Source organism: Cupriavidus sp. CuC1 (assembly GCF_044627735.1).
GTDB classification, from domain to species: Bacteria; Pseudomonadota; Gammaproteobacteria; order Burkholderiales; family Burkholderiaceae; genus Cupriavidus; species Cupriavidus ulmosensis.
Genome location: NZ_JBIUHC010000011.1, coordinates 73953 through 95236 on the forward strand (window position 1 = coordinate 73953; position 21284 = coordinate 95236).

Below are 21284 nucleotides of genomic sequence, written 5' to 3' on the forward strand. Positions count from 1 at the left end.
ATGCCGCGCGGGCAAGGGGGCATCAAATGAACCGTCTTCGATACTCGGTGGACCTGTCGTACGAGGTCCTGGATGCCGAGGCTGACTTCCTGTTCAACATCGAAGCCGCCCGTACCGCTCGCCAGAGCATCGTTTCCGAGCGCCTGACGGTGCCGCCCGTGCTGCGCATGGACCAGTACACCGATGCCGTGCTGTGCAACCGGCTGATCCGCCTGCGCGCCCCGAAAGGGCACCTGGCGATCCACTATGACGCCGTGGTCGATATCGACCACCGCCTCGACGATCCCTCGACCTTGCACGAAGTGCCGATCGCGCAACTGCCATTCGAGGTGCTGCCCTACCTGGCGCCCAGCCGCTACTGCGAATCCGACCGGCTGATGGAGTTTGCCCTGCGGGAGTTCGGCAGGGTGCCGTGGGGCTACTCGCGCATCGTGGCGATCCGGGAATGGGCACGCAACCATGTGCGTTTCCTGTCGACGTCGACCAATGAGCGCACCTCGGCCGTGGATACGATCGTCGAGCGTACCGGCGTGTGCCGGGATTTCGCGCACCTGATGATTGCCATCTGCCGGGCGCTGAGCATTCCCGCGCGCATCTCCAGCAGCCTGGACTACGGCGCGGATCCCGCGCTCGGGCCGCCGGATTTCCATGCCTTCGTGGAAGTCTTCCTGTCGGGCAGGTGGTATCTCGTCGACCCCTCTGGCACCTCGATTCCCACCGGCCTGCTGCGTATCGGCACGGGACGGGATGCGGGCGAGATTCCGTTCGCGGCGATCTTCGGCAAAGTGGAGTCCGAGCGGCCCTTCGTGCAGGTCCATGCGGTGACCGATGCGGCGCTCGGCCTGGAGATGCCGCTGTATACCGACTGGGGCATCTGCACCTGGTAAGCCGTGGCGGCCGGCCTATGCATTCCGTGCAGGCATCGGCGGTGGCATCTGGGGTGGCGTATCCGCCGCCACCTCCGCCAGCAGCCAGGAAACAAAGATCCGGACCAATGGGCTATGCCACTTGTCCTCAAGGCAAACAAAGTAATAGGACTTGGGCGAGACATAAGTGGCGTCCAGCAACCGCACCAGCCGCCCCGCCTTCAGGTCCTCCCTCGCCACGTAATCGGGCAAAAGGGCGACCCCCATGCCGCTGAGCGCCGCCTGCAACCCCATGGTCAGCGATGCATAGCGCGGCCCGCGCAGCGCCCTGGGCGCCGCCATGCCGATCACATCGAAGTAACCCGCCCACGCCTCCAGCGCCTCCGCCTGGTGCAACAGCGGCAGGTGTTCCAGCGCAGCCTGGGCGGACGCCGCCTGCGCCAGCAGTTCGGGCACGCACACCGCAAACAAGGCCAGCGGCATCACCTTGACGCCAGCATGCCCATCGGGCGGGCCTGTGCAGACCTGGATCGCGCCGTCCAGGCCGGACGCGCGCAGATCCACCGTGCCTGCCTTGGCGGTAACGTTGACCTGGATCTGGGGATGGGCCTTGGCAAACCCCGGCAGCCTCGGCAGCAACCAGATATTGCCCAGCGAAACCGGCACGCGCAGATCGAGCCGGCCGCCGCTGCCCCTGCTCGTCAGCACCTCCAGCGTGGCCTCCTCCAGTTCGGCAATCACCTTGCGCACCGCGCGCAGATATTGCTCGCCTGCCTGGGTGGGCAAGACCGCGCCCTTGCGGCGGGTCAGCATGGGCACGCCGAGGTATTCTTCGAGCTCTGTCAACTGCTTGCTGACCGCGCTCTGCGTGAGGCAAAGCTCGTCGGCCGCGCCGGTCACGCTGGCTAGCCTGACGGTAGCTTCTAGCGCCACCAGGTGGGACAGCGCGGGCAAGTGCCTGCCGTTCGTGCTTCTCATGAGGCCGGTCTGGTCGCAAAAGGGTGGAGAGGATGGCGGGCATGCTGCGAGCCCGCGCGGGCACACGGGCACGCGACGGCGCCCATGAGCGCTACGCGGACAAAAGTCAAAGACGGCGGGTCAGCCGATGCGCCAGGCCGGCGCCGTGCCATCCTCCGGCGCGCTCGCGCGCAGGTAGTCGCTGGTTTCGGCGCAGCGCTCCCGGTTGCTCCGGCGCACCTGCAAGCCATTGAGCACGCCGCCGATCACGTTGGCGTGGGCCCGGTCCAGGTACTTGAGCGCTTCCACCACCTTCTCCTGCGGCGTGTTGTCGGCACGCACGAACAGCAGCGTGGCGCCGGCAACGCGGCTGACCAGCGCGGCGTCGGCCACCGCGAGGATGGGGGGCGTATCCACGAGGACCAGGTCAAAGCCCGCAGCGCAGGTGAGCAGCACCTCGCGCAGGGCCGGCAGCATCAGCAGCTCGGATGGATTCGCCGGCCGCGTGCCGGCCGCGAGCAGCCACAGCCCGCCAACCGCGGTGGGCTGGATTGCATCGTGCAGCGTGAGGGACCCGCCCAGCAGGTCGGCCAGCCCCAGCGTGCCCTCCAGGCCGAATTGCCCGGCCACGCGGGCACGGCGCAGGTCGGCATCGACCACCAGCACGCGCATACCGGCCTCCGCCGCCAGCACGGCCAGGTTGACCGCGCCGAAGGTCTTGCCCGCGCCCGCGCAAGCGCTGGTGATGGCCACGATGTGGTTGGCCGCGCCGTCCATGGCGAAGTGCAGCGACGCGCGCAAGGTGCGCAGCCCCTCCACGGCCGGGGCATGCGGATACTGCCGCGCGAGCAGGTACCGGTCGTGCAGCACCGTGTCTTCATGCGCCGCGCTCGCGCGCACCGAGGCGGTGGACACGCAGCTGCGCAGGCTCGCCCGCGCCACGCCGTCCGTGCCGCAGGCGAGCCGTACCGCCTGGCCCGGCTCGCGCGCGGACAAGACCGGTGCGCGCAACGGGCACGGCAGCACCAGGCGGCTGCGCTCCAGCTCGAGCTGCTCGGGGCTGAACACGACCTCGCCCACCATCCGCAGCGCCAGGCTCCCCTCGATCGCGGCAGCGCTCTCCATGCCCCGGGACGCGCGGCTCTTGCGGGCCGCCAGCCCGGTGCCGGCCAACAGGCCCAGCAGCGCCGCCAGGCCCGTCACCAGCGCGCGATCCGGGCCGACCGGCAGCGTAGGTGCCACCGCAAGGTCCACGAGCCGTACATCGCTGCTCTGGTCGGAGTGCGCCAGCGCCAGCAGCTGCGCCTGCCTGCGCAAGGACATGTACATGTCCTCGGCCACCTTCACATCGCGGCTCAGCGCCCCCGACTCGCGCTCCGCCTCGGACAACCCTTGACGCCGGCTATCCATGCTGCGCCTGTCGCCGCGCAGCTGCTCGATCTGCTCGTCGATCGCCCGCACTTCCTGGCTCTGCGGCATGAAATTGCGCAGCAGGCGCGCACGCTCGAGCCGCAGCCCCGATATCTGCCGCTGGTACTCGATGCTGCCGCTGAGGTAGGACTGGGACTCCTGGGAAGGCTGCAAGGACCCGGCGCGCGCGCGGTACCGGGCCAGGGCCGCCTCGGCCGCCTCCAGTTCGGCCTTCACGCGTGGAAGCTCGCTGGAGACGAAGTCCAGCTGCTGGTCGGCCTGCTCCCGCCGGTGGCCGACCTGCGTATCGACGATCGAGCGCGCCACGGCATTGACCACGGCCGCGGCATGCTCCCGGTCGGGGTCGCGCCAGACGATACGCACCGCGTCGGCGCTGGCGGCTGCACCAGCGGCCGCACCGGCCACCCCGCCATTCGGCCCGATTGCCGTGGCCGTGCCCCGCTGCGGCTCCAGCTTGAGTCCGCGGGCCAGCATGTCGACAGCCGTGACGGCGTCGCGGCGCATCACCACGAACTCGGTCCCCGCGCGCGCGGTGAGCTGCGCCAGCTTGAGCGATACGCCATTGCCCCGCGCAATATCGCCGACCTTGCCCGTCAGCAGCAACGCGCCGTCCTCGCCCAGCAGGCGAAAGCGCTGATCGCCCAGCGCCACCAGCGTCAGTGGCTGGTTGAGCAGCGCGTCGGGCACGTTGAGCGCGATCAGGCCGATCTGCTCACCGCCCCAGGCGTAGGCGGACAGGCTCTCCAGCGGCGCGGGTAGCGGCGCAGTCAGCGGCCCGGCCTGAGCGCCACCGGCAAACCGCGCCCATAGCGCGCCGGCCACGGGCAGCGTATGCGGGGCGGCGACGATATCGAGCCGGGTTTCCCGCACCACCGGCGCCAGCACCGCGCGGCTGGTCAGGGCATCCGGGCGCAGTTCGTCGGCGGGCTGCCCCGGGTTGGCCGTGCCTTGCCCATTCAGCGCAAGCTGCCTGGCCGGCTCCGGGCGCACCAGTACATCCGCCTGGTACACGGCAGGCAGCGACCACGCGTAAAGCGCGCCGCACAGCGCGCCGCACAGCATGGCGGCAAGGATCCAGCCGGCATGGTCAAGGAGTGCCCGGGCCGCGCCCCAGCGCGCGCGGGAGCCCGGTTGCCGGGATGCCGGCGACAGGCCCATTTCGGTAAAGGTAATCACGGTCCGCTCCCCCCCATGCACGTCATGCCCTTCATGCGCTCAGTGCGCATGATGCGCACAGACAGCCAGCGCGCGCGCCTGGCCCACCCCTTCCGGCAAGGCCAGCCCGCCATCCCCGCTGGACAGCAGGCGCCCGTATTCGCGCCTGACGAGGCCGTAGCACTCGCAGACGTGCAGCTCCAGCCGGACCCGGTCGATCACCGTGATGTGGCCGCGGCTGTAGTGGATCAAGCCGAGATCCGCCAGTTTCCTGGCGGCCTCGGTCACGCCCTCGCGGCGCACGCCCAGCTTGGTGGCGATAACCTGCTGGGTAATGGCGATCTCGTTCGAGCAAAGCCGGTCAATGGCGAACAGCAGCCAGCGGCAAACCTGCTGGTTAAGCGAGTGATAGCGGTTGCACACCGCGGTCTGCGCGATCTGCGTGAGCAATGCCTGCAGGTACAGCAAGGTCAGCCGCAGGATTGCCGGCGAGCGCAGCAGTTCTTGCCGCAGCTTGTTCGCGGCGAGCCGGTAGCCAAACCCGGGCGTGTGCACCTCCAGCCGATAGGGCATGGCATGGCCACCCGTCACCACCGGGATGCCGACCATGCCCTCGTTGCCTACCGTGGCGATCTCGACGGTGGTGGCGTCCTCCAGGAAGGACAGCATGGAGACGACTGCCGTGGTCGGGAAATACACATGGTTGGTATGCTGCCCGCAATCGGTCAGCAGTTGCCCGGGGCGCAGGCGCACCAGTTCGAGGTGGTTGGAGATGGCCTCCCAGTCGCCGCGCGGCAAGCCGCGCAAGAGGTGATTGACGTCCGGAGCTAATCGCTGGCTGTGCATCACGTGTTTCCCCTGCAAGACCCAAACTGCCCAACGTTTCCTGCCCACCAGCCCTGGTTTATTTTCCAAGTTGCTTGGTGAAGAACAGGGTCTGGATGGTCGGCGTAATCTGCTCGAGCACCCGGTTAAAGCGCACGGCATCCGACGTACCCACATACACCACGTCGAGCGGCTCCATGCGGAACTGCGTCGACAGCAGCAAAGCATCCACCTGCGTCATGTCAAGCCGGTACACGGCCGGCTGGGTCGGGCTTTCGCGCACGCCGCGGATCACGAATACCTGGCGCGGGTCGGCAGCGCGGATGTCGATGCTGTTGACGCCGGCAAGCGCGTCGGCCAGCGTGAGGCGGCCCTTGTTCATCAGCAGCGAGGTCGGCTTGACCACTTCGCCCATCACGAAGATCCGGCTGGCGAGCCGGTCAGGCACGTTGACGACGTCGCCGCCCTGCAAGAGAAAATCGCCAACGCCATTGCGCCGCTCGGTCAGCGTATCGAGATCCAGCTCGTAGACCTTGTCGCCGCGCGTCAGCCTGACCTTCTGCACGTCGGCGTCGGGCAGCGTGCCTCCCGTGCGCGCGATGGCGTTGATCATCGAGAGCGGCACATCGGTGACCTGCAGCGATCCCGGGTTCTTTACCAACCCGGTGACGTCGATCCGGCTGTTGCGGTACGACACCACGCGCACGTCGACCCGGGGGTCCCGGATCTCCTTGGACAGTGCCGTGGAGATCATGCTGCGCACCTGCTCCACGGTCTTTCCGCCAACCCGCAGCATGCCCACGGGCGGATAGTAGACTTCGCCATTCGCGCCCACGCGAAACCCGTTCTGCTCCAGCGGCCCCTGCTGTTGCGCGCCGTCGGCGCCGGGCGCCATCGGGATGGGCTGCATGTTCGCCGCGCTGGAACTCAGCTGCGGGTTGTACAGCACCGTGACGCCCAGCAGGTCCTGCGGGCCGATGCGGTACTCGTACTTCGCGATGCTCTCGGCAAGGTTCGCGCCCGTGGCGGGCGTCACCTGGCTGTTGGTCGTGGCGACCGCGTCAATCTGGCGAGAGATCACCGCCGAGTTGATCAGTTGCACCGGGTAGGCTTGCGTGCCAGTCTTGGCACCCATGTCGTCCTGCAGGCGACTCGAGTCGAGCGCCGGACCCGGCGCCCACGCACATCCGCCGAGAACGGCAACGAATGCAAGAGCGGGAAAGATCCTGGTTGCCATGGCAGCGTTTCCTTGTCGTGAACCGCATTCAAGTCGGTAGAGGGCGATCCGCCTGCAACGATCCATCTGGGGCTCCGCCCCCGGATAGCTGCAAGATTCACGCCAAAGCCTGGTCTTTATGTGTGATAGGCCACAGTCGCGCAGGCAAGCCTGCACCCAGGCGTGGCCCCCGAAAGTCACTCCTCCCGCAAGGGCATCAAGCCCTGCGTGGAAGCCGCCATGCCTGCACCCGCAAGCGTCATGGCTTGCTCCGGCTCGCGTGCAGGCGCCTTTCGCTGCGGCGTGCCGTCGCTGGTGTAGGTCGCGCACGGCATGCCCAGCTCCCGTGCGATGTGCCCGCCCAGGCGCAATGCCAGCGCAGCAATGGTGATGGTGGGGAAATTCGCGCCGACGGTCGGAAACACCGAGCTGCCGGCCACGTAGAGATTCGAGATGCCGTGGACGCGGCTATTGCGGTCCACCACTCCCATTGTTGGCGAATCATGCATGCGCGTGGTGCCCATGTGGTGCCAGGTACCTTCGAGTTCGGCGGGCCAGGGCTGGCCCTCGACGGGTGGATCCAGCGTAACTTGCGCCACGCCGCTGCTTTGCAGCTCTTGCGCCAGCAACGCGAAGGTGCGGTCGAAGGTACGCTGCACCAGGCTGCCCACGCGCCAGTGCACGCGCACCCGCGGCACGCCGAGCCGGTCGCGATGTTCGGACAGCGTCACCCTGCTGTCCGGATCGGGATCGGCCTCCACGATGGCCTGCATCTTGACGTCGGTGATCAGCGAGCGGGGCTGCATCAGCCGCGTCAGCCCGAAGCCCACGGTATCGACCGGATGCGCGGCCATGGTCAGCAGGTCGCGGGTGAGGCTGTGGCCCGGCTGGTCCTTCTTCAGCAGTGCCTGCTTGGTGCGGAACAGCGCCTCCGCGCCCTTGCTGCCTTCACCGTAGAACATCGAGAAGAACCACACCCGCGCATTGAGCAGGCCTTCGCGCTCCAGCACCGCGGGCTTGAGCGCGAACTGCGAGGAGACGTAGGTGCCGTTGGCACTGACCGCCGCGTTCTGGTAGTGGTACTTGATGTCGTAGAGCTTGTTGCGCGCCCACCCCTTGTTGAAGCGGACACTGCCGGACATCAGTCGCGGATGGTCCATGAAATAGCGGCCGACCAGGTCCGCGCCATTGCCCAGGCCGGCGGGCTGCGCCTTGTTCGATGCCAGCAGCAGGCGCGCGTTTTCGATGCCGCCCGTCGCCAGCACGAACAAGCGCGCCGCCACCTTGATGTGCCGCCCGCTGAGCGTGGCGACCGAGACCTCGGTCACCGATGTGGCATCGGCATTGGTCCCGATGTCGACCACGTTGGCGTAGAGATACACCTTGACGCGATGCGACTGCTCCAGCGGCTCGCGGTACAGCTTGCCAAAGCGGGCCGGCGGGCTGAACTGCGAGATCGTGTCGCGGATATGCTCGCCGATCAGCGGCAGGCGGCGCACGTCGGGACGGCGGATGGCAGCCTCCCAGTAAGCGGGATCGAAGTTGTTGGGCCCGAGCTTGAGCAGCGCATGGGTGCGCTCGTAGTATGGGGTGAGCTCATCGAGCCCGAACGGCCAGCCGCTGTGCGCCACCCAGCTGCGCTTTTCAAGGTCCCACGGATCCAGCGGGCGGCACCAGCCGCCCCAGCAGTTGCTGCTGCCGCCGAGAAAGCGGCTGCGGCTGCCATCAGCGAAGGTATAGGGAAGCCCGATGTTCTCGCCGCGATAGAGGTCGCGCGTCTCGTCATCGGCCTTGTAGCCGCCGCTCTCCAGCAAGCAGGCATCGATGCCAAGCCGCTGCATCTCAAGCGCGAGCGTGATGCCAGCCACGCCGGCACCGATGATGCAGACGGTGGAGTGCACCACTGAGTCTTCTTCGAGTTTTCTGGTATCGATAAACATCTACTGCTCCCCCTGTTCGCCGGTTTCAAGACGGATTGCCACTACCCTTCCCGCTTCAATCTTCGTACGACGCCGTCGCTCGCGTGCGCCAACATTGCGCCAACCGCGGCCAAGCACGCGCGTTGCCACACGCACCGTGCATCAGGCATCGTGGCCCAACCACTCGGGCTCCATCACGGCCTGCGCCGGCTCGCCGGACTGCAGCACGTGCAGCAGGTCGCGGGCCATGCTTTCCACGGTGAAGCGCCGGTTGAACGTTGCCTTGGCGCAGACGCGCATCTGCGCGCGCTGGGCGTCGTCCATGGAGAGCCAGCGCCGCAGCAGCGCTTCGCATCCCTCGACGGTGTCGGGCGCGGCAAGGCCCGCGCCGTCACGCTCGATCTCGCGCCAGATGTTGACCTTGTCGGAGATCAGCGCGGGCACGGCGCAGCCCAGCGCCTCGGCCACCGCGATGCCGAAGTTCTCCTGGTGCGAGGGCAACGCAAAGACATCGCTTGCGTAGAACGCGCCCCACTTCATCTCGCCGCGCAGCATGCCGGGCCAGCTCACGCGTGCGCCGATGCCGCGCGCCTCGGCCTGCGATTGCAGCCCCGGTACCCATCCCGCGCTATCGGGGCCCGCGATCACGAGGTGCGCCTTCGGGTCCAGCTCCGCCACGCGGGCAAAGGCCTCGATCAGCAGGTCGCAGCCTTTCTTCTCGTGCACGCGGCCAAGAAACAGGACGATGCGCTTGCCTTGCAGCTCCGGGTATGCCGCCAGGAAACGCTCGCGCAACGCCACGCCGCCGGCGTCATGCTCCGGGGGGGGCGACTGCGTGCCGAGGCTCACGACGGATTCCCTGGCGCGGTACAGCCAGAAGGACTGGCTGGCCAGGCGCCGCTCTTCTTCCGCGGTAAACAACACGGCTCGCGCATCGCGCAACACGCGGTACTCGGCCCACGGCCAGTAGAGCCACTTCTTCAGGTGCTTGCGCGGGTAGGCGTGCTTGAACCAGGGATCGAGCATGCCGTGCGGGTAGACGTAGTACGGCACCTGCAGCTTGCGCAGCGCGCGCCATGCGCCAAAGCCATGGTATTGCCACAGGCCGTTGACGATGACCGCGTCGAACTCCTGCGCATGCTCGCGCAGCCAGGGCACCAGCCTGGGTGAGTAGTGGTAATAGCCGCGCGCGGGCCCCAGCACATGCAACGGCAAGGGGAAGTCGGCCAGGTAGGGCGCATCCGGGGGATCGAGCGACAGCACCTCCACGCGATGGCCCTGCGCGATGAGCTGGGCGCTGCCCTGGCGCACGCACTCCACCGGTCCGCCCTGCCTGGGATCGATCGATGAAAGCAAGTGAAGGATGTTCATCGGTCGACTCCTTGCGGGGAAAATCGGAGACGCTTGGGCGCGCGCTCGGGCTGGTCGTCGCCGGCCGCGTTCGCAGCCGGCACGTGGGCTGTCGCTGTCAGCATCGGCGGATAGGACGCGGGCCTGAGCGCGGGCGCCCCCGCCAGCGGGGCTCGCCTGGGCCTTCCCTGTCTTGCCTGTTGCGCCTGCCGCGCGCGTTCGGCCGCCGCCGCACCCTGCGCGGCCAGCTTCGCAGCCGTCGAGCGGGCCAGCTGCGCGTGCGTGGCCACCAGCAGGCCCAGCGCCACGCCGTACACCACGCCGGAGAAGCGCGGGCCCAGCGGATTGCCGCCGATCGACGTGGCCGGCAGCGCCGCCAGCACCAGCAAGGCGCGGCCCATCACGGCCAGGTTGGGCGCGTTCGGCGCCACGCGCCGCCAGTGGCGATAGGCCATGCTGCCGCGATAGAGCGAGAACAGGACGATGGCGGGAAACGCAATGCCAAACAGCAAGCCGCCCGCGAACAACTGGTAGACCCAGAAGTTATGTCCCGCCGTCCACTCGTTGATGGCGTAGAACTCCTTCTCGCTCATCTGTCCGGAAAGTGCCTTCAGGTAAGCGGGCGAATAGCGATAGAAATGCCCGTAGCCTTTGCCGATCACGAGCGACGTCGTATTCGACGTGACCTGGTCATACTGGTCCTTGAGTTCGGCGAGCCGGGTGGCGGTCGTCGGGTCGATGCCGGAAGCGGTTGCCTTGCCCGCCGCAATCCGCTGGGTCCAGTGCGCGGCGACGCTCGGAAACAGCTCCGAGCCAATCAACGCGGTTCCGCCTACCAGCACCGTCGTGATGACGACCGCGCGCAGCACCGCCTTGAGCAGATGGCGCAGCGACGCCGCGCTCAACCACGTGGCAAAGCAGAACAGCAGTGCCGTGCCGACCAGCAAGCTGCGCGTGACGCTGAGCATTTCGATGGTCACGGTGCCGATGAACAGCAGCACGGTAAACTTGGTCACGCGCCTGGCGATGACGAACTCATGCAGCAGCACGCCCTGCGTGGCGAGGAATACCACCGAGACAATGCGAAAGCGCACCGTCTCCAGGCCGCCGCCAACCGCCATGCCGTAGGCAAAGCTGAACAGCAGCGACGTCACCATGGCGGCGAACATCGCCGACTCGAACTGCCTCAGGCGCTCTTGCGGCCACGGATGGCGCGCGGCCAGGTAGCCGATCAGGAACAGCATGAACGGCAACAACACGCGCAGGTAGTTGCCAAAATCGTTGCCCTGGATCAGCTGCGGGACGATGCTGCCCGGCACGGTCAGCAGCAACGCGGCCATGACCACCGAGCTCAGCCGGGTGCGCGTGACAAAGTGCGGCGCGATCAAGGCCAGGGCTATGCCCGCTGCGATCACCGGCAGGGTCAGCAGGATCTGCGTCAGACGGCTGCCATTTTCATCGACGCTTTTGAAATCCACTGCCAGCGGGCATAGCATCAGCCATATCCAGATGGTCGCGAAGCGGTTGCGCATGGCGGGCCCTCCTTCATCCGTTGGAGGCTTGCACCGGCGTGGCCGGTGCCTGGGCCGCCGATGCGGGAAGCGCCACGCGCGCTCGCGCCAGCCGCCACCGCAACTGCCGGCGCATCGGTTCCTCGACATAGCGGTAGATGGCCAGGCTCAGCAAGATGGCCAACGCCACCGCCAGCCAGCCTGCCTGCTGGCGCCAGCCGGCCAGGTAAGCCATGCGCGCCAGCGGTACGTGAATCAGGTAGAGCGCGAAGCTGGCCTCGCCAAGCGACACCAGCCAGCGCCGGTGCAGCACGCCTGCCACCGGCCGCTCCAGCAAGGCGAGGCCGAGGATCAGCGCGCCAAAGAACGGCGCCTGCAGGTAGAAAGCGGGACTGAGCGGGCGCAGCACCGCCAGCGTGCCGACCGCGCAGACCCCAAGGGCCACCAGGCCCATGCCAAGCGCATGCCGGCTGCCGCCGGCGCCGCGCAGCCGCGCGTAGGCAATGCCCGCGCAGACGCCAAGCACGAACTCGAAGAGGTGGGTCAGCGGAAACTGCGCCACCAGGAAGCCATGCCTGGACGGCGGCAGCGCCGCCTGCAGCAGCGCGATCCACGCGCCTTGCACCAGCCACAGCGCCAGGCACAGCAGCGCCAGGGCGCCGCCGCCACGCTTGTCGAGCCGGCGTATCAGCAGCGGGAACAAGGCGTAGAAGAAGGCCTCGCAGGAGATGCTCCAGGCCGGCCCGTTCCAGGGCTGGTTGAGCGCAGAGAACGGCAGCCACGCGGTCAGCGCCAGCAACTGGGCCGCGAGGCTCGCTGCCAGCATCACGTAGTACGAACCCTTGAGCCCATACCACTCGCGCAGCAGCTCGCTGTCGCCCGTGTGCAAGAGCCACGCCGTCACCGGCAGCGACAACAACAGCGAGAGCACCAGCACCGGGTAGATCCTGGCGAAGCGCGCGGCGTAGAACGCGGCAGCGCCGCCCGGCAGGCCGATCTTGTCCCGGTAGGTGAAGGTCAGCACGAAGCCGGACAGCACGAAGAACAGCGAGACGGCCGGGCGCCCGCCGTCCGCCAGCTGCAGGAACCACGCCGGGCCGTCAAGCACGCCGATCTCGGTGAAGTGGCAGAGCACGACGGTCAAGGCCGCCAGGAAGCGGATGCTGGTGAGCGCCGGCAATGTCCCCGCGGTGTGGCTGGCCGTCGCCGTGCCGGCAGGCCGCGCTGCCGCGCTGCCTTGCAATGGCGCCGCTCTTTGTTGTGTCGCTGGCATTCCCCACCTCCCCTGTCCTTGTTTTTGCTTCTTGGCTCTGCTCTTGCCTTTTTCTCTTGTGATTGCCTTCGCGATCGCCATCTACTCCGCCTTCTCCGGCTGCAACACGTTGGGAGGCAACTCCTCCGTAACGCGAGACTCCCCCGCCGCGGGCCGCACCGCGCCTTCGTCGCACAAGGCGCGCAGCCTGGCGTCGAAGCGGGACAGCACGGCGGCGGCGGACAGCGTGGCCTCGGCGTAGGCGCGTGCCGCGGCCCCCAACTCCGCACGCAGCGCGGGCGATGCCGCGAGCCGCTTGATGGCGCCCGCCAGGGCCTCGACGTCGTCCGGGGGCACCGTTACCCCGCGCGGCGATACCGCCGCGAACAGCTCGGTCCCCGGCAGCGCCATGGCGACGATGGCGCGGCCGCTGGCAAACATGCCGGTGAGCTTGGAGGGCATGACCAGGTCGGCCGCATCGCCGCGTTGCGGCAGCACGTGGATGTCCGCCAGGTTCAACAGCTCGTTGAGCCGGTCGACGGGTTGCAGCGGCAGGAAGCGGCAGTTGTCCAGCCCGGCGCAGTGAGTTTCCAGCATGGCCCTGGCCGGGCCGTTGCCGCAGAAGACAAAGGTGATGCCGGCATTGCCGGCCAGGGCGGCAACTGCGCACACCAGGATTTCCAAGCCCTGCTTCTGGCCCATGTTGCCCGCATAGAGCACCACCTTCTGGTCCGGCGGGATGCCCAGCTCCTCGCGATAGGTGCTGGGCCGCTCCAGCGGGTAGATAGCGCTGGTGTCCACCCAGTTGGGCAGGCGGAACACGCGCGTGCTGGCTACGCCCTTGCGCACCGCATGCTCGGCCATCTTCTCCGAGATGGTGGACACGACGTCGAAGCGGCGCATCAGGAAGCGTTCCATGGCAAGTGCTGCGCGCCGCAGCCGGGCGCCTTTGAGCATGCCCAGCGCGAAGGCGGCATCGACTTCGTAGTCCTGCACGTGGAGCCAGGTTTTAGCGCCGGCCATGCGCGCAACCATCCAGGTCGCGGGCACGCTCATCAGGCTGGGCGCGATCGCCATCACGGCGTCCGGGCGCCACAGCATCTGCTTGAGCAAGGACGGCAGCGCGCCTAGCGCGAAGCTGGCGAGGTGCAGCAGCCGCGTGGCGCCGGACGGGCGCGCGGGCACCCACAACGGCGCGCGGTGCACGTGGACGCCGCCGCGCCGCTCGCGGGTGTAGCGCCACCCGGAATATCCTTCGCCCACGCGCCAGCCAGGGTAGTAAGGCGGCGCGCAGACCACGCGGACCTCATGCCCGCTGGCAGCCAGCGCTTCGGCCATCTCGGCGGTGTACTTGCCGATTCCGGTCAGCTCCGGCGCATAGTTCTGTCCGCAGATCAGGATTCTCACGAAACACTCTCCATTCGGTTCTGCGTCTGTCACTCCGGCAACGTGACGCCTTGCTCCCGGCCAGCCGGCCGACCGGGGATAAACGGCGTATGCGGCGAACGCGCGCAACCCTCCCTGCAATGGCCGCAGCGGCCATCGCAAGGTCAAGACACGCAGCAGTAAGAAAGGCCGCCCGGGGCCTCGGTCCTGGCTTAGGTCTGCACGCCCGTTCGCTGATGCACTTCCGGCTCGCTCAGCATCGCGGCGCAGCCCCGCGCGATATTCGACGCGGCGTTCGCAGGATCGAAGCGCCGGATCACGGTGAGGCACCGCTCGGCGGTGGCCTGCGTATCCGCGAATGCCGCCAGCGCGCGGGTCATGCCGGCTTGCAGCGCATCGACACTGCGCGCCGGCACCGCAAACCCGGTCTCGCCCTCGAGCACCAGCTCCGGCACGCAGCCGCAGTTCTCGCTGACCACCGTCGGGCAGCCGTGGGCAAGCGCCTCGTTGACCACCAGGCCCCAGGGCTCGCTATGGCTGGGCAGGACCATGCAGGCCGCCCGGTAGTACTCCTCGGACAGGCCTTCGTCCTGCAGGCTGCCGACCTGGCATACCGCGTTCTCAACGCCGAGTTCCGCCGCCATCTGGCGCAGGGTGCCTGCCATCGGCCCGGTGCCGACCAGGCGCAGCGTTACCGATGGCATCCTCTTGTGCAGGCCGGCGAAGGCTTCCAGCAGCGTGTCCAGCCCCTTTTCTTCCGACAGCCGGCCTACGTACAGGAACACCGGCGCGCTGTCGGCACGATGCTTCAGGCGCTCCTGCAAGGCTTGCTCGGGCTTGTAGGTGGCCGGCATGGCGGCCGCCTGGCAGGGCGTGAAGATCCGCTCCGGCTTGGCGCCGAGCGACATCAGGTACTCGCGGCTGCGCTCGCCAAAGCCGAAGTAACCGTGGCACAGCGAGAAGAACACGCGCTTGGGAATGGAGGTCAGCATGCGCCGCGGCCGGTCCCGCCCCGTGGAGTCGCAAAATACCGCGCGCCGCTTGCCGGTGACGATGCAGGCCAGCAGCATCGCCCAGTATTCCGGGCGGTGGTAGCCCGGCAGCACCACCAGCTCGCCCTTGGCCTTGAGCACTTCCCAGGTCAGGCGCGCGGTCATCTTCCAGCGCGGCACATCCTCATAGCAGCCAGCGTACAGCTGGTGCATGGGATAGTTGTGAAACGAGTAGTCGACGTCCGAGAAGCCGAGCCGGAAGTGCTCCGTCTCCGCAATCTGCACCATGTCGTAATGGATCGAGCTCGCCGCAGACTGGCTGTGCAACGCCGAGAACACCGCGCCCTTGTGGCGCGACCAGACTACGTTGTGGAATATCGTGACTGAGCCTGACATTGTTATCTCCTGTTTGCGGTCACTCGATAACGGCGCCGGAGAGCGCTGTTGCCCCTGCCTGCTCGACCCTGGGCAACCCCTCTTCCTTGCGCCGCGAATACTCCTGGTAGACGGCGGAAATCCCTTCATCAAGGCCGATCGCGGGCCGCCAGCCGATCTGCCCCAGTTTCGAAACGTCAAGCAGCTTGCAAGGCGTGCCGTCCGGCTTGGAGGTATCGAACGCGAGTTCGCCCTCGAAGCCGGCAATGCGGCATATCTGCTCCGCCAGCTCGCGTATCGGCAAGTCCCGGCCCGTGCCGACGTTGAATACGCCTTCCGGCACTTCGCGCTCCAGCAGGAACAGCGTGGCCGAGGCGAGGTCGTCCACATGCAGGAACTCGCGGCGCGGCTTGCCGGTGCCCCAGATGGTCATGCGGGGAGCCTCCTCCTGGGTCGCCGTGTAGGCCTTGCTGATCAGCGCCGGCAGCACGTGGCTGGTGGACAGGTCGTAGTTGTCGTTGGGGCCGTACAGGTTGGTCGGCATCACCGAGAGATAGCGTGTGCCGAACTGCCGGTTGTAGGCCTCGCAGAGTTTCAAGCCAGCGATCTTGGCGATCGCATAGGCCTCGTTGGTGGGCTCCAGCGCGCCCGTCAGCAGGTACTCCTCGCGGATCGGCTGCGCACAGTCACGTGGATAGATGCAGGAGGAGCCAAAGAACACCAGCCGGCTCACGCCTGCCTGGTACGCGGCATGGATCACGTTGGTCTCGATGACCAGGTTCTCGTACAGGAAGCTGGCCGGCCGCGTGGCATTGGCGAGGATGCCGCCGACGCGCGCCGCGGCAAGCAGCACCACCTCGATGCCCTCGTCGGCAAAGAAGCGGTGCACCGCGCCCTGGTCCGTCAGGTCCAGCTCGGCGCGATCCCGCGTCACCAGGTTGCGGTAGCCATCGGCCCGCAGCCGCCGCACCAGCGCGGAGCCCACCATGCCGTTGTGGCCTGCGATAAAGAAGACGGTGTTCTTGTCCATGGTGATTACTCGTGGTGTTCCAGCGCCTGGAAGCCGGCCAGCGTCACCAGCGCATCGCGCCGGGCAATCTGGAAATCGGCACGGACCATCTCCTTGACCAGCTTGGAGAACGGCGTACGCGGCGCCCAGCCCAGCTTGGCGTGGGCCTTGGATGGGTCGCCCAGCAAGGTCTCCACCTCGGTGGGCCGGAAGTACGCCGGATCCACACGCACGATCACCTTGCCCGGGGTGAGCTTGGTCTCCTTGCCCCTGACCGACTCCACGATCCCGACCTCATCCACGCCGCTGCCCTCGAAACGCACGGTCACGCCAAGCTCGGCAGCGGCGCACTGGACGAACTCGCGCACGCTGTACTGCTCGCCGCTGGCGATCACGAAGTCCTCCGGCTGGTCCTGCTGCAGCATCAGCCATTGCATCTCCACGTAGTCGCGGGCATGGCCCCAGTCGCGCAGCGCGGACAGGTTGCCCAGGTAGAACTCGTCCTGCAGCCCGACCGCGATGCGCGAGATCGCCCGCGTGATCTTGCGGGTGACGAAGGTCTCGCCGCGCACCGGCGACTCATGGTTGAAGAGGATGCCGTTGCAGGCGTACATGCCATAGGCTTCGCGGTAGTTGACCGTGATCCAGTAGGCATAGAGCTTGGCCACCGCGTATGGGCTGCGCGGATAGAACGGCGTGGTTTCCTTCTGCGGGATCTCCTGCACCAGCCCGTACAGCTCGGAGGTGGAGGCCTGGTAGAAGCGCGTCTTCTTCTGCAGCCCGAGGATGCGGATTGCCTCCAGGATGCGCAGCGTGCCAAGGCCATCGGCATTGGCCGTGTACTCGGGTTCCTCGAACGAGACGGCCACATGGCTCTGGGCCGCCAGGTTGTAGATCTCGTCGGGCATCACCTGCTGGATGACGCGCAGCATGCTGGTGGCGTCCGTCAGGTCGCCGTGGTGCAGGAAGAAGTGCCGGTCGGGATCGTGCCGCTCCCGGTACAGGTGATCGATGCGGTCCGTGTTGAACAGGGAAGTGCGGCGCTTGATGCCGTGCACGTCGTATCCCTTGTCGAGCAGCAATTCAGCCAGATACGAACCGTCCTGCCCGGTAACGCCAGTGATCAGAGCAACCTTGCGCGTCATTATCTTTCTCCCGCCTTTCGTTGGTAATGCTTGGTATGGATTTCGAGTGAGCGGCCCCCCCGCGGCCTTACTTCACCCGCCCTTCGTAGCCGTAGTACTCGGTGTAGCCCGTGCGCAGCAGCAGTGGCGGCTTGGGGACGTCGGTCAGCAGCACACCCTGCAGGGTCACGCCGCCGCTGTTCAGGCGCCGCGCGGTCTCGCTGACCTCGGCCGCGGAATGCCGGCCGTGGCGCACCACCAGCAAGGTGGTGCCCGCATGCCGCCCGAGCAGCGCGGCATCGGTGACCGCGAGCACCGGCGGCGTGTCGATGATGACCATGTCATAGCGTTGCTTGAACAAAGCCAGCATGGTGTGGAAGCGATCGCTCATCAGCAGCTCCGCCGGGTCGGGCGGCAGGCTGCCGCGGGTCAGCACGTCCAGGCCGGGCAATACCCCGCGGATCACCACGGAGTCGATGTCGGTGCCCATCAGCGTGTCGGACAAGCCCGGCACCTGCGACAGGCCGAAGTGCACGTGAACCTCGCCGCGCCGCATGTCGCCATCGATCAGCAGCACGCGCTTGCGCCCTGACGCCACCAGCGCGGCCAGGTTGACGGACAGGAACGACTTGCCGGCATCCTGGCGCGAGCCGGTCAGCATCACCACATTGTTGCGGGCGGTGCGCAGCGCGTATTGCAGCGTGGTGCGCAAGGCGCGCACGCCTTCCACCGCGATGTCGTCCGGCGCGCGTGCCGCCAGCACCCCCAGCCCGCTGCTGCCGGAGGCGCGCAGCTCGCGCTGCAGGCGCAGCTGCGTCTGGCTACGCGGCACCACCGCGCAGACCGGCACGCCCAGCATCCGCTCGAGCTCTTCCGGATGCTCCACGCCGCCATACAGGGCCTTGCGCAGGAAGGCCAGCAAGGCCCCCAGCACCAGGCCGATGCCGCCGCTGATCAGCACCAGCATGGCGCGTTGCGGGCGGATCGGATCGTCCGCGGGTTCGGCAAAGTCCACCACGCGCACGTTGCCGACCTGGCCAGCCTTGACGATGCGCAGTTGCTGCGCGTTGTTGAGCAGGTTGGTATAGAGCTCGGTATCCACGCGCACGTCCCGCTCCAGCCGCAGGGCGGTCTGCTCGGTATCGGGCAGCACGGAGACGCTGCGGCGCAGCGTGCCCTGCTGCGCGCTCAGCGTTTCGATCTGTGCCATCAGCGCCACCACCGCGGGGTTGGCGTCGGTGTAGTGCGTGCGGATCTCGGCCAGCCGCGTCTGCAAGCGGGCCAGGTTGGTCTTGTTCTCCACGATCTGCTGCAGCAGCAGCCGGCCTTCCTCGCCGAGGTTGACGGTGCCCTGCCGATTGCGAAAGGAGTTGTAGCGCTCTTCCGCCAGGTCCAGCTCCTTGCGCAGCGCCGGCAGTTGCTGGTCCAGGAACGCCAGCGTGTGCTCGGCTTCGGCGGAGCGCCGGCCAATGTCCTGCTGCACGAACTGGCGCGCGACAGTGTTGACGATGTCCGCGGTGAGCTTGGCGTCCGGCCCTTCCAGGCTGGCGCGGATGATGCCGGACTGCAGGGCGGACTCTCCCACGGCGAGCGCGCGCTGGATACGTTCCACCGTGCCGATGGTCGATGCGCGCACCAGCTCGAACTGCGACCCGTTGCGCCCTACCAGCTCGTCCACGCGGATGCGCACCGGGCCCAGCGCGGTGGTGCCTGCGGCCTCCTCGCCAACCCGGCCCTGCAGCACCGACTTGCCTTCGGGATCCCGCAAGGTGTAGGTGTGCGCGCTGTCGGCGATCAGCGTGAACACCTTGCCGTAGTACTTCTGCGGCGTGTCGAACAGCGACATCGTGATGGATTCCGCGCCCCACGCGTACTGCGACAGGCCGAGCAGCTCCGTGGGCGGCGCCAGGCCGCTGTTGCGCGCCGCCAGCCACGCGCCGATCACCGGGAAGTAGCGCGGCCTGGCCGCGATATCCAGATGCAGCTTGCGCACCGCCTCCTCCACCACCAGGCGCGACCGGATCAGCTCGATCTCGGCCGCCGTGGAGGAGTTGGGATCGAAGATCGACGACAGCGTCTGCAGCGACGCGCCCTGGTTGGCATTGGCGTTGCCGCCCTTGCTTTCCTCCACCTGGATCATGGCGTCGGCGCGATAGACCGGCTTTTGCAGCAGTGCATAGACCGTGCCGAGCACCAGCGCCAGCAAGGTGATGGCCGCGATCATGCGCCAGTGGTCGACCAGCGTCACCAGGTAGTCGGACAGCCGAAGCTCGGTCGGGCCGGAGACATCGGTGTATTGGGTATCGAATGAGGTCGCCATATCGTGTTGACTTGCATCTAACCATCGCTTCCCGCCGGCTACGCTCTTCGCGCGTGCCGCGGCCCCGTCTTGTCGTTCAGTACGCGTTGCGATGCACCAGGCCCTTGACCACCGTGGCCGCGATGATCCGCATATCGAGCGCGAACGACCAGTTGCCCAGGTAGTACAGGTCGCAGGCAATGCGGCCTTCCATCTTCTCGATGCGATCCGTCTCGCCGCGGTAGCCGTTTACCTGGGCCCAGCCGGTAATGCCGGGCTTGACGCGGTAGCGGTGGATATAGCCGCTGACCAGCTTCTGGTACTGGTCGTCATGTTCGATGGCATGCGGGCGCGGCCCCACCACCGACATGTCGCCGCGCAGCACGTTGAAGAACTGCGGCAGCTCATCCAGGCTGGTGCGCCGCAGGAACGCGCCCACGCGCGTGATGCGCGGGTCGTTGCGCTTGGCCTGGGTCACCACGCCGGCCGCCTCGGCATGCGTGCGCATGGAGCGGAACTTGTAGATGGTGAAGATGCGCCCGTCGGTGCTCTTGCGCTTTTGCTTGAACAGCACCGGCCCGCGCGACGACAGCTTGACGGCAATGGCGATGGCGATCAGCAGCGGCGACAGGCCGATCAGCGCGGCCGCGGCAAAGAGGCGGTCGAATACGTCCTTCTGGCGCAGCGCGGTGGCCGATAGCGGCGACGCCACCAGGTTGATTGCCGGCATGCCGATCAGTTCGATGGTGCCGCTGTCGAACAGCGCCAGGCTGTGCAGGTCCGGCATGAAGCGGACATTGACCAGCTAGTCGCGGAATTCCTCCACGAACTCAAGGATGGTCCGTTCCTGCGACAGCGGCAGCGCCAGCCACAGCTCGTGGATATCCTGCGAACGGATATAGCGGTGGAAGGCGGCTCGATCGTCGAACGTCGGCACCTTCGCGTTGAGGCTGCCGGCCTGCGGCGCCACGTTGAACGCCGCCACCACGCGAAAGCCGGAGGCAGGCGCGGCCACGCCGCGCCGGATGACCGCGCTGCAGTGCGCGCCGCAGCCAACCACGGCGACCTTATGCAAATTCATGCCCGCGCTGCGGACCTGGCCCAGCACGGCATGGGTCATGAGGCGCGACACGATCAGCATGGCGCCGGTGGAGCCCGTCCAGTAGACGAACCACAGGCGCGAGATGATGTCGATATGGTGCAACGAGAACAGCACCATGACGCCGCTGAACTGCACCAGCAGCCAGGCCAGCGCGATATGGCCGGCCAGCCCGATCTTGGAGCGTCCGCGCCAGGACTCATAGATGCCGAAGGCGGGGAACAAGGCCAGCGTGAACGCAACGGAGAGCGCGATGAACACGTCGTAGAACGTGCGCTGCGACATGTCGTTGAAGCGCATGTGCGAGGCAATCGCGGCACCGGCAAACACCAGCGCGACGTCCAGAAGGCGCGCCAGCAACCCTTCGATCTTGAGCATGTTCCTCTCCCCGTTCTTCCCAGCCCTTCGCGTTTCTTCACCACTCGTTGCGTTGCTTCACTTCCTTTGCTTCACTTCCTTTGCGTCACTCCCCCGCGCGCCACGTCACGCTTTCCTGCCGCGCCGGCACGACCTCCCCA

14 protein-coding genes and 1 pseudogene are annotated in these 21284 nt (G+C 67.4%); 1 reads left to right on the forward strand and 14 read right to left on the reverse strand.

Translation table 11 applies throughout. From position 1 onward, the window contains the following. Positions 1 to 26 precede the first annotated feature (26 nt). Positions 27 to 887, forward strand: a complete 861-nt coding sequence (locus ACGLHR_RS07205) for a transglutaminase family protein (protein WP_318234450.1) — start codon at positions 27 to 29, stop codon at positions 885 to 887. A gap of 15 nt (positions 888 to 902) precedes the next feature. Here ACGLHR_RS07205 and ACGLHR_RS07210 read toward each other — a convergent pair whose 3' ends face one another. From ACGLHR_RS07210 to ACGLHR_RS07275, 14 genes and pseudogenes are all read right to left on the reverse strand, one after another. Continuing rightward, positions 903 to 1844 (reverse strand): LysR substrate-binding domain-containing protein, encoded by a 942-nt coding sequence (locus tag ACGLHR_RS07210; RefSeq protein ID WP_400092917.1) that lies wholly within the window; start codon positions 1842 to 1844, stop codon positions 903 to 905. A gap of 120 nt (positions 1845 to 1964) precedes the next feature. Next, positions 1965 to 4430 (reverse strand): polysaccharide biosynthesis tyrosine autokinase, encoded by a 2466-nt coding sequence (locus ACGLHR_RS07215; RefSeq protein WP_400092919.1) that lies wholly within the window; start codon positions 4428 to 4430, stop codon positions 1965 to 1967. A gap of 39 nt (positions 4431 to 4469) precedes the next feature. Next, positions 4470 to 5255: a Crp/Fnr family transcriptional regulator gene (locus tag ACGLHR_RS07220; protein WP_400092920.1), complete on the reverse strand. Its 786-nt coding sequence runs from the start codon at positions 5253 to 5255 to the stop codon at positions 4470 to 4472. Between the two features lie 58 nt (positions 5256 to 5313). Then, positions 5314 to 6471: a polysaccharide biosynthesis/export family protein gene (locus tag ACGLHR_RS07225; protein ID WP_318234446.1), complete on the reverse strand. Its 1158-nt coding sequence runs from the start codon at positions 6469 to 6471 to the stop codon at positions 5314 to 5316. A gap of 176 nt (positions 6472 to 6647) precedes the next feature. Then, a complete protein-coding gene (locus ACGLHR_RS07230) occupies positions 6648 to 8390 on the reverse strand; it encodes an FAD-dependent oxidoreductase (protein WP_400092922.1) in 1743 nt (580 codons plus the stop codon). 141 nt (positions 8391 to 8531) lie between these two features. After that, positions 8532 to 9740: a glycosyltransferase gene (locus tag ACGLHR_RS07235; RefSeq protein WP_400092923.1), complete on the reverse strand. Its 1209-nt coding sequence runs from the start codon at positions 9738 to 9740 to the stop codon at positions 8532 to 8534. Further along, on the reverse strand, positions 9737 to 11251 hold the full coding sequence (locus ACGLHR_RS07240; RefSeq protein WP_400092925.1) for a hypothetical protein: 1515 nt from the start codon (positions 11249 to 11251) through the stop codon (positions 9737 to 9739). The genes ACGLHR_RS07235 and ACGLHR_RS07240 overlap by 4 nt, the downstream gene beginning before the upstream one ends. 13 nt (positions 11252 to 11264) lie before the next feature. Continuing rightward, positions 11265 to 12503, reverse strand: coding sequence for an acyltransferase family protein (locus tag ACGLHR_RS07245; protein WP_400092927.1), 1239 nt, complete (start codon positions 12501 to 12503; stop codon positions 11265 to 11267). Between the two features lie 81 nt (positions 12504 to 12584). Beyond that, complete coding sequence (locus tag ACGLHR_RS07250) at positions 12585 to 13889, reverse strand: glycosyltransferase WbuB (protein WP_400092928.1); 1305 nt, start codon at positions 13887 to 13889, stop codon at positions 12585 to 12587. A 191-nt stretch (positions 13890 to 14080) separates the two neighbouring features. Further along, on the reverse strand, positions 14081 to 15256 hold the full coding sequence (locus ACGLHR_RS07255; protein WP_400092930.1) for a glycosyltransferase family 4 protein: 1176 nt from the start codon (positions 15254 to 15256) through the stop codon (positions 14081 to 14083). Positions 15257 to 15275: 19 nt separating this feature from the next. After that, positions 15276 to 16265, reverse strand: coding sequence for a GDP-L-fucose synthase family protein (locus tag ACGLHR_RS07260; RefSeq protein ID WP_400092931.1), 990 nt, complete (start codon positions 16263 to 16265; stop codon positions 15276 to 15278). Between the two features lie 5 nt (positions 16266 to 16270). Continuing rightward, on the reverse strand, positions 16271 to 17389 hold the full coding sequence (gmd, locus tag ACGLHR_RS07265) for a GDP-mannose 4,6-dehydratase (protein WP_400092933.1): 1119 nt from the start codon (positions 17387 to 17389) through the stop codon (positions 16271 to 16273). A gap of 67 nt (positions 17390 to 17456) precedes the next feature. Then, complete coding sequence (locus ACGLHR_RS07270; RefSeq protein ID WP_400092935.1) at positions 17457 to 19688, reverse strand: polysaccharide biosynthesis tyrosine autokinase; 2232 nt, start codon at positions 19686 to 19688, stop codon at positions 17457 to 17459. A 76-nt stretch (positions 19689 to 19764) separates the two neighbouring features. Next, a pseudogene (locus ACGLHR_RS07275) lies at positions 19765 to 21144 on the reverse strand (undecaprenyl-phosphate glucose phosphotransferase). Positions 21145 to 21284 lie beyond the last annotated feature (140 nt).

Excerpts from the sequence above, each read along its gene's own strand:
- ACGLHR_RS07240 (WP_400092925.1), bottom strand. The coding sequence starts at position 11,251 with ATGCGCAACCGCTTCGCGACCATCTGGATATGGCTGATGCTATGCCCG.
- ACGLHR_RS07245 (WP_400092927.1), bottom strand. The coding sequence starts at position 12,503 with ATGCCAGCGACACAACAAAGAGCGGCGCCATTGCAAGGCAGCGCGGCA.
- ACGLHR_RS07220 (WP_400092920.1), bottom strand. The coding sequence starts at position 5,255 with ATGCACAGCCAGCGATTAGCTCCGGACGTCAATCACCTCTTGCGCGGC.
- ACGLHR_RS07205 (WP_318234450.1), top strand. The coding sequence starts at position 27 with ATGAACCGTCTTCGATACTCGGTGGACCTGTCGTACGAGGTCCTGGAT.
- gmd (WP_400092933.1), bottom strand. The coding sequence starts at position 17,389 with ATGACGCGCAAGGTTGCTCTGATCACTGGCGTTACCGGGCAGGACGGT.
- ACGLHR_RS07270 (WP_400092935.1), bottom strand. The coding sequence starts at position 19,688 with ATGGCGACCTCATTCGATACCCAATACACCGATGTCTCCGGCCCGACC.
- ACGLHR_RS07230 (WP_400092922.1), bottom strand. The coding sequence starts at position 8,390 with ATGTTTATCGATACCAGAAAACTCGAAGAAGACTCAGTGGTGCACTCC.
- ACGLHR_RS07255 (WP_400092930.1), bottom strand. The coding sequence starts at position 15,256 with ATGTCAGGCTCAGTCACGATATTCCACAACGTAGTCTGGTCGCGCCAC.
- ACGLHR_RS07260 (WP_400092931.1), bottom strand. The coding sequence starts at position 16,265 with ATGGACAAGAACACCGTCTTCTTTATCGCAGGCCACAACGGCATGGTG.
- ACGLHR_RS07235 (WP_400092923.1), bottom strand. The coding sequence starts at position 9,740 with ATGAACATCCTTCACTTGCTTTCATCGATCGATCCCAGGCAGGGCGGA.
- ACGLHR_RS07210 (WP_400092917.1), bottom strand. The coding sequence starts at position 1,844 with ATGAGAAGCACGAACGGCAGGCACTTGCCCGCGCTGTCCCACCTGGTG.
- ACGLHR_RS07225 (WP_318234446.1), bottom strand. The coding sequence starts at position 6,471 with ATGGCAACCAGGATCTTTCCCGCTCTTGCATTCGTTGCCGTTCTCGGC.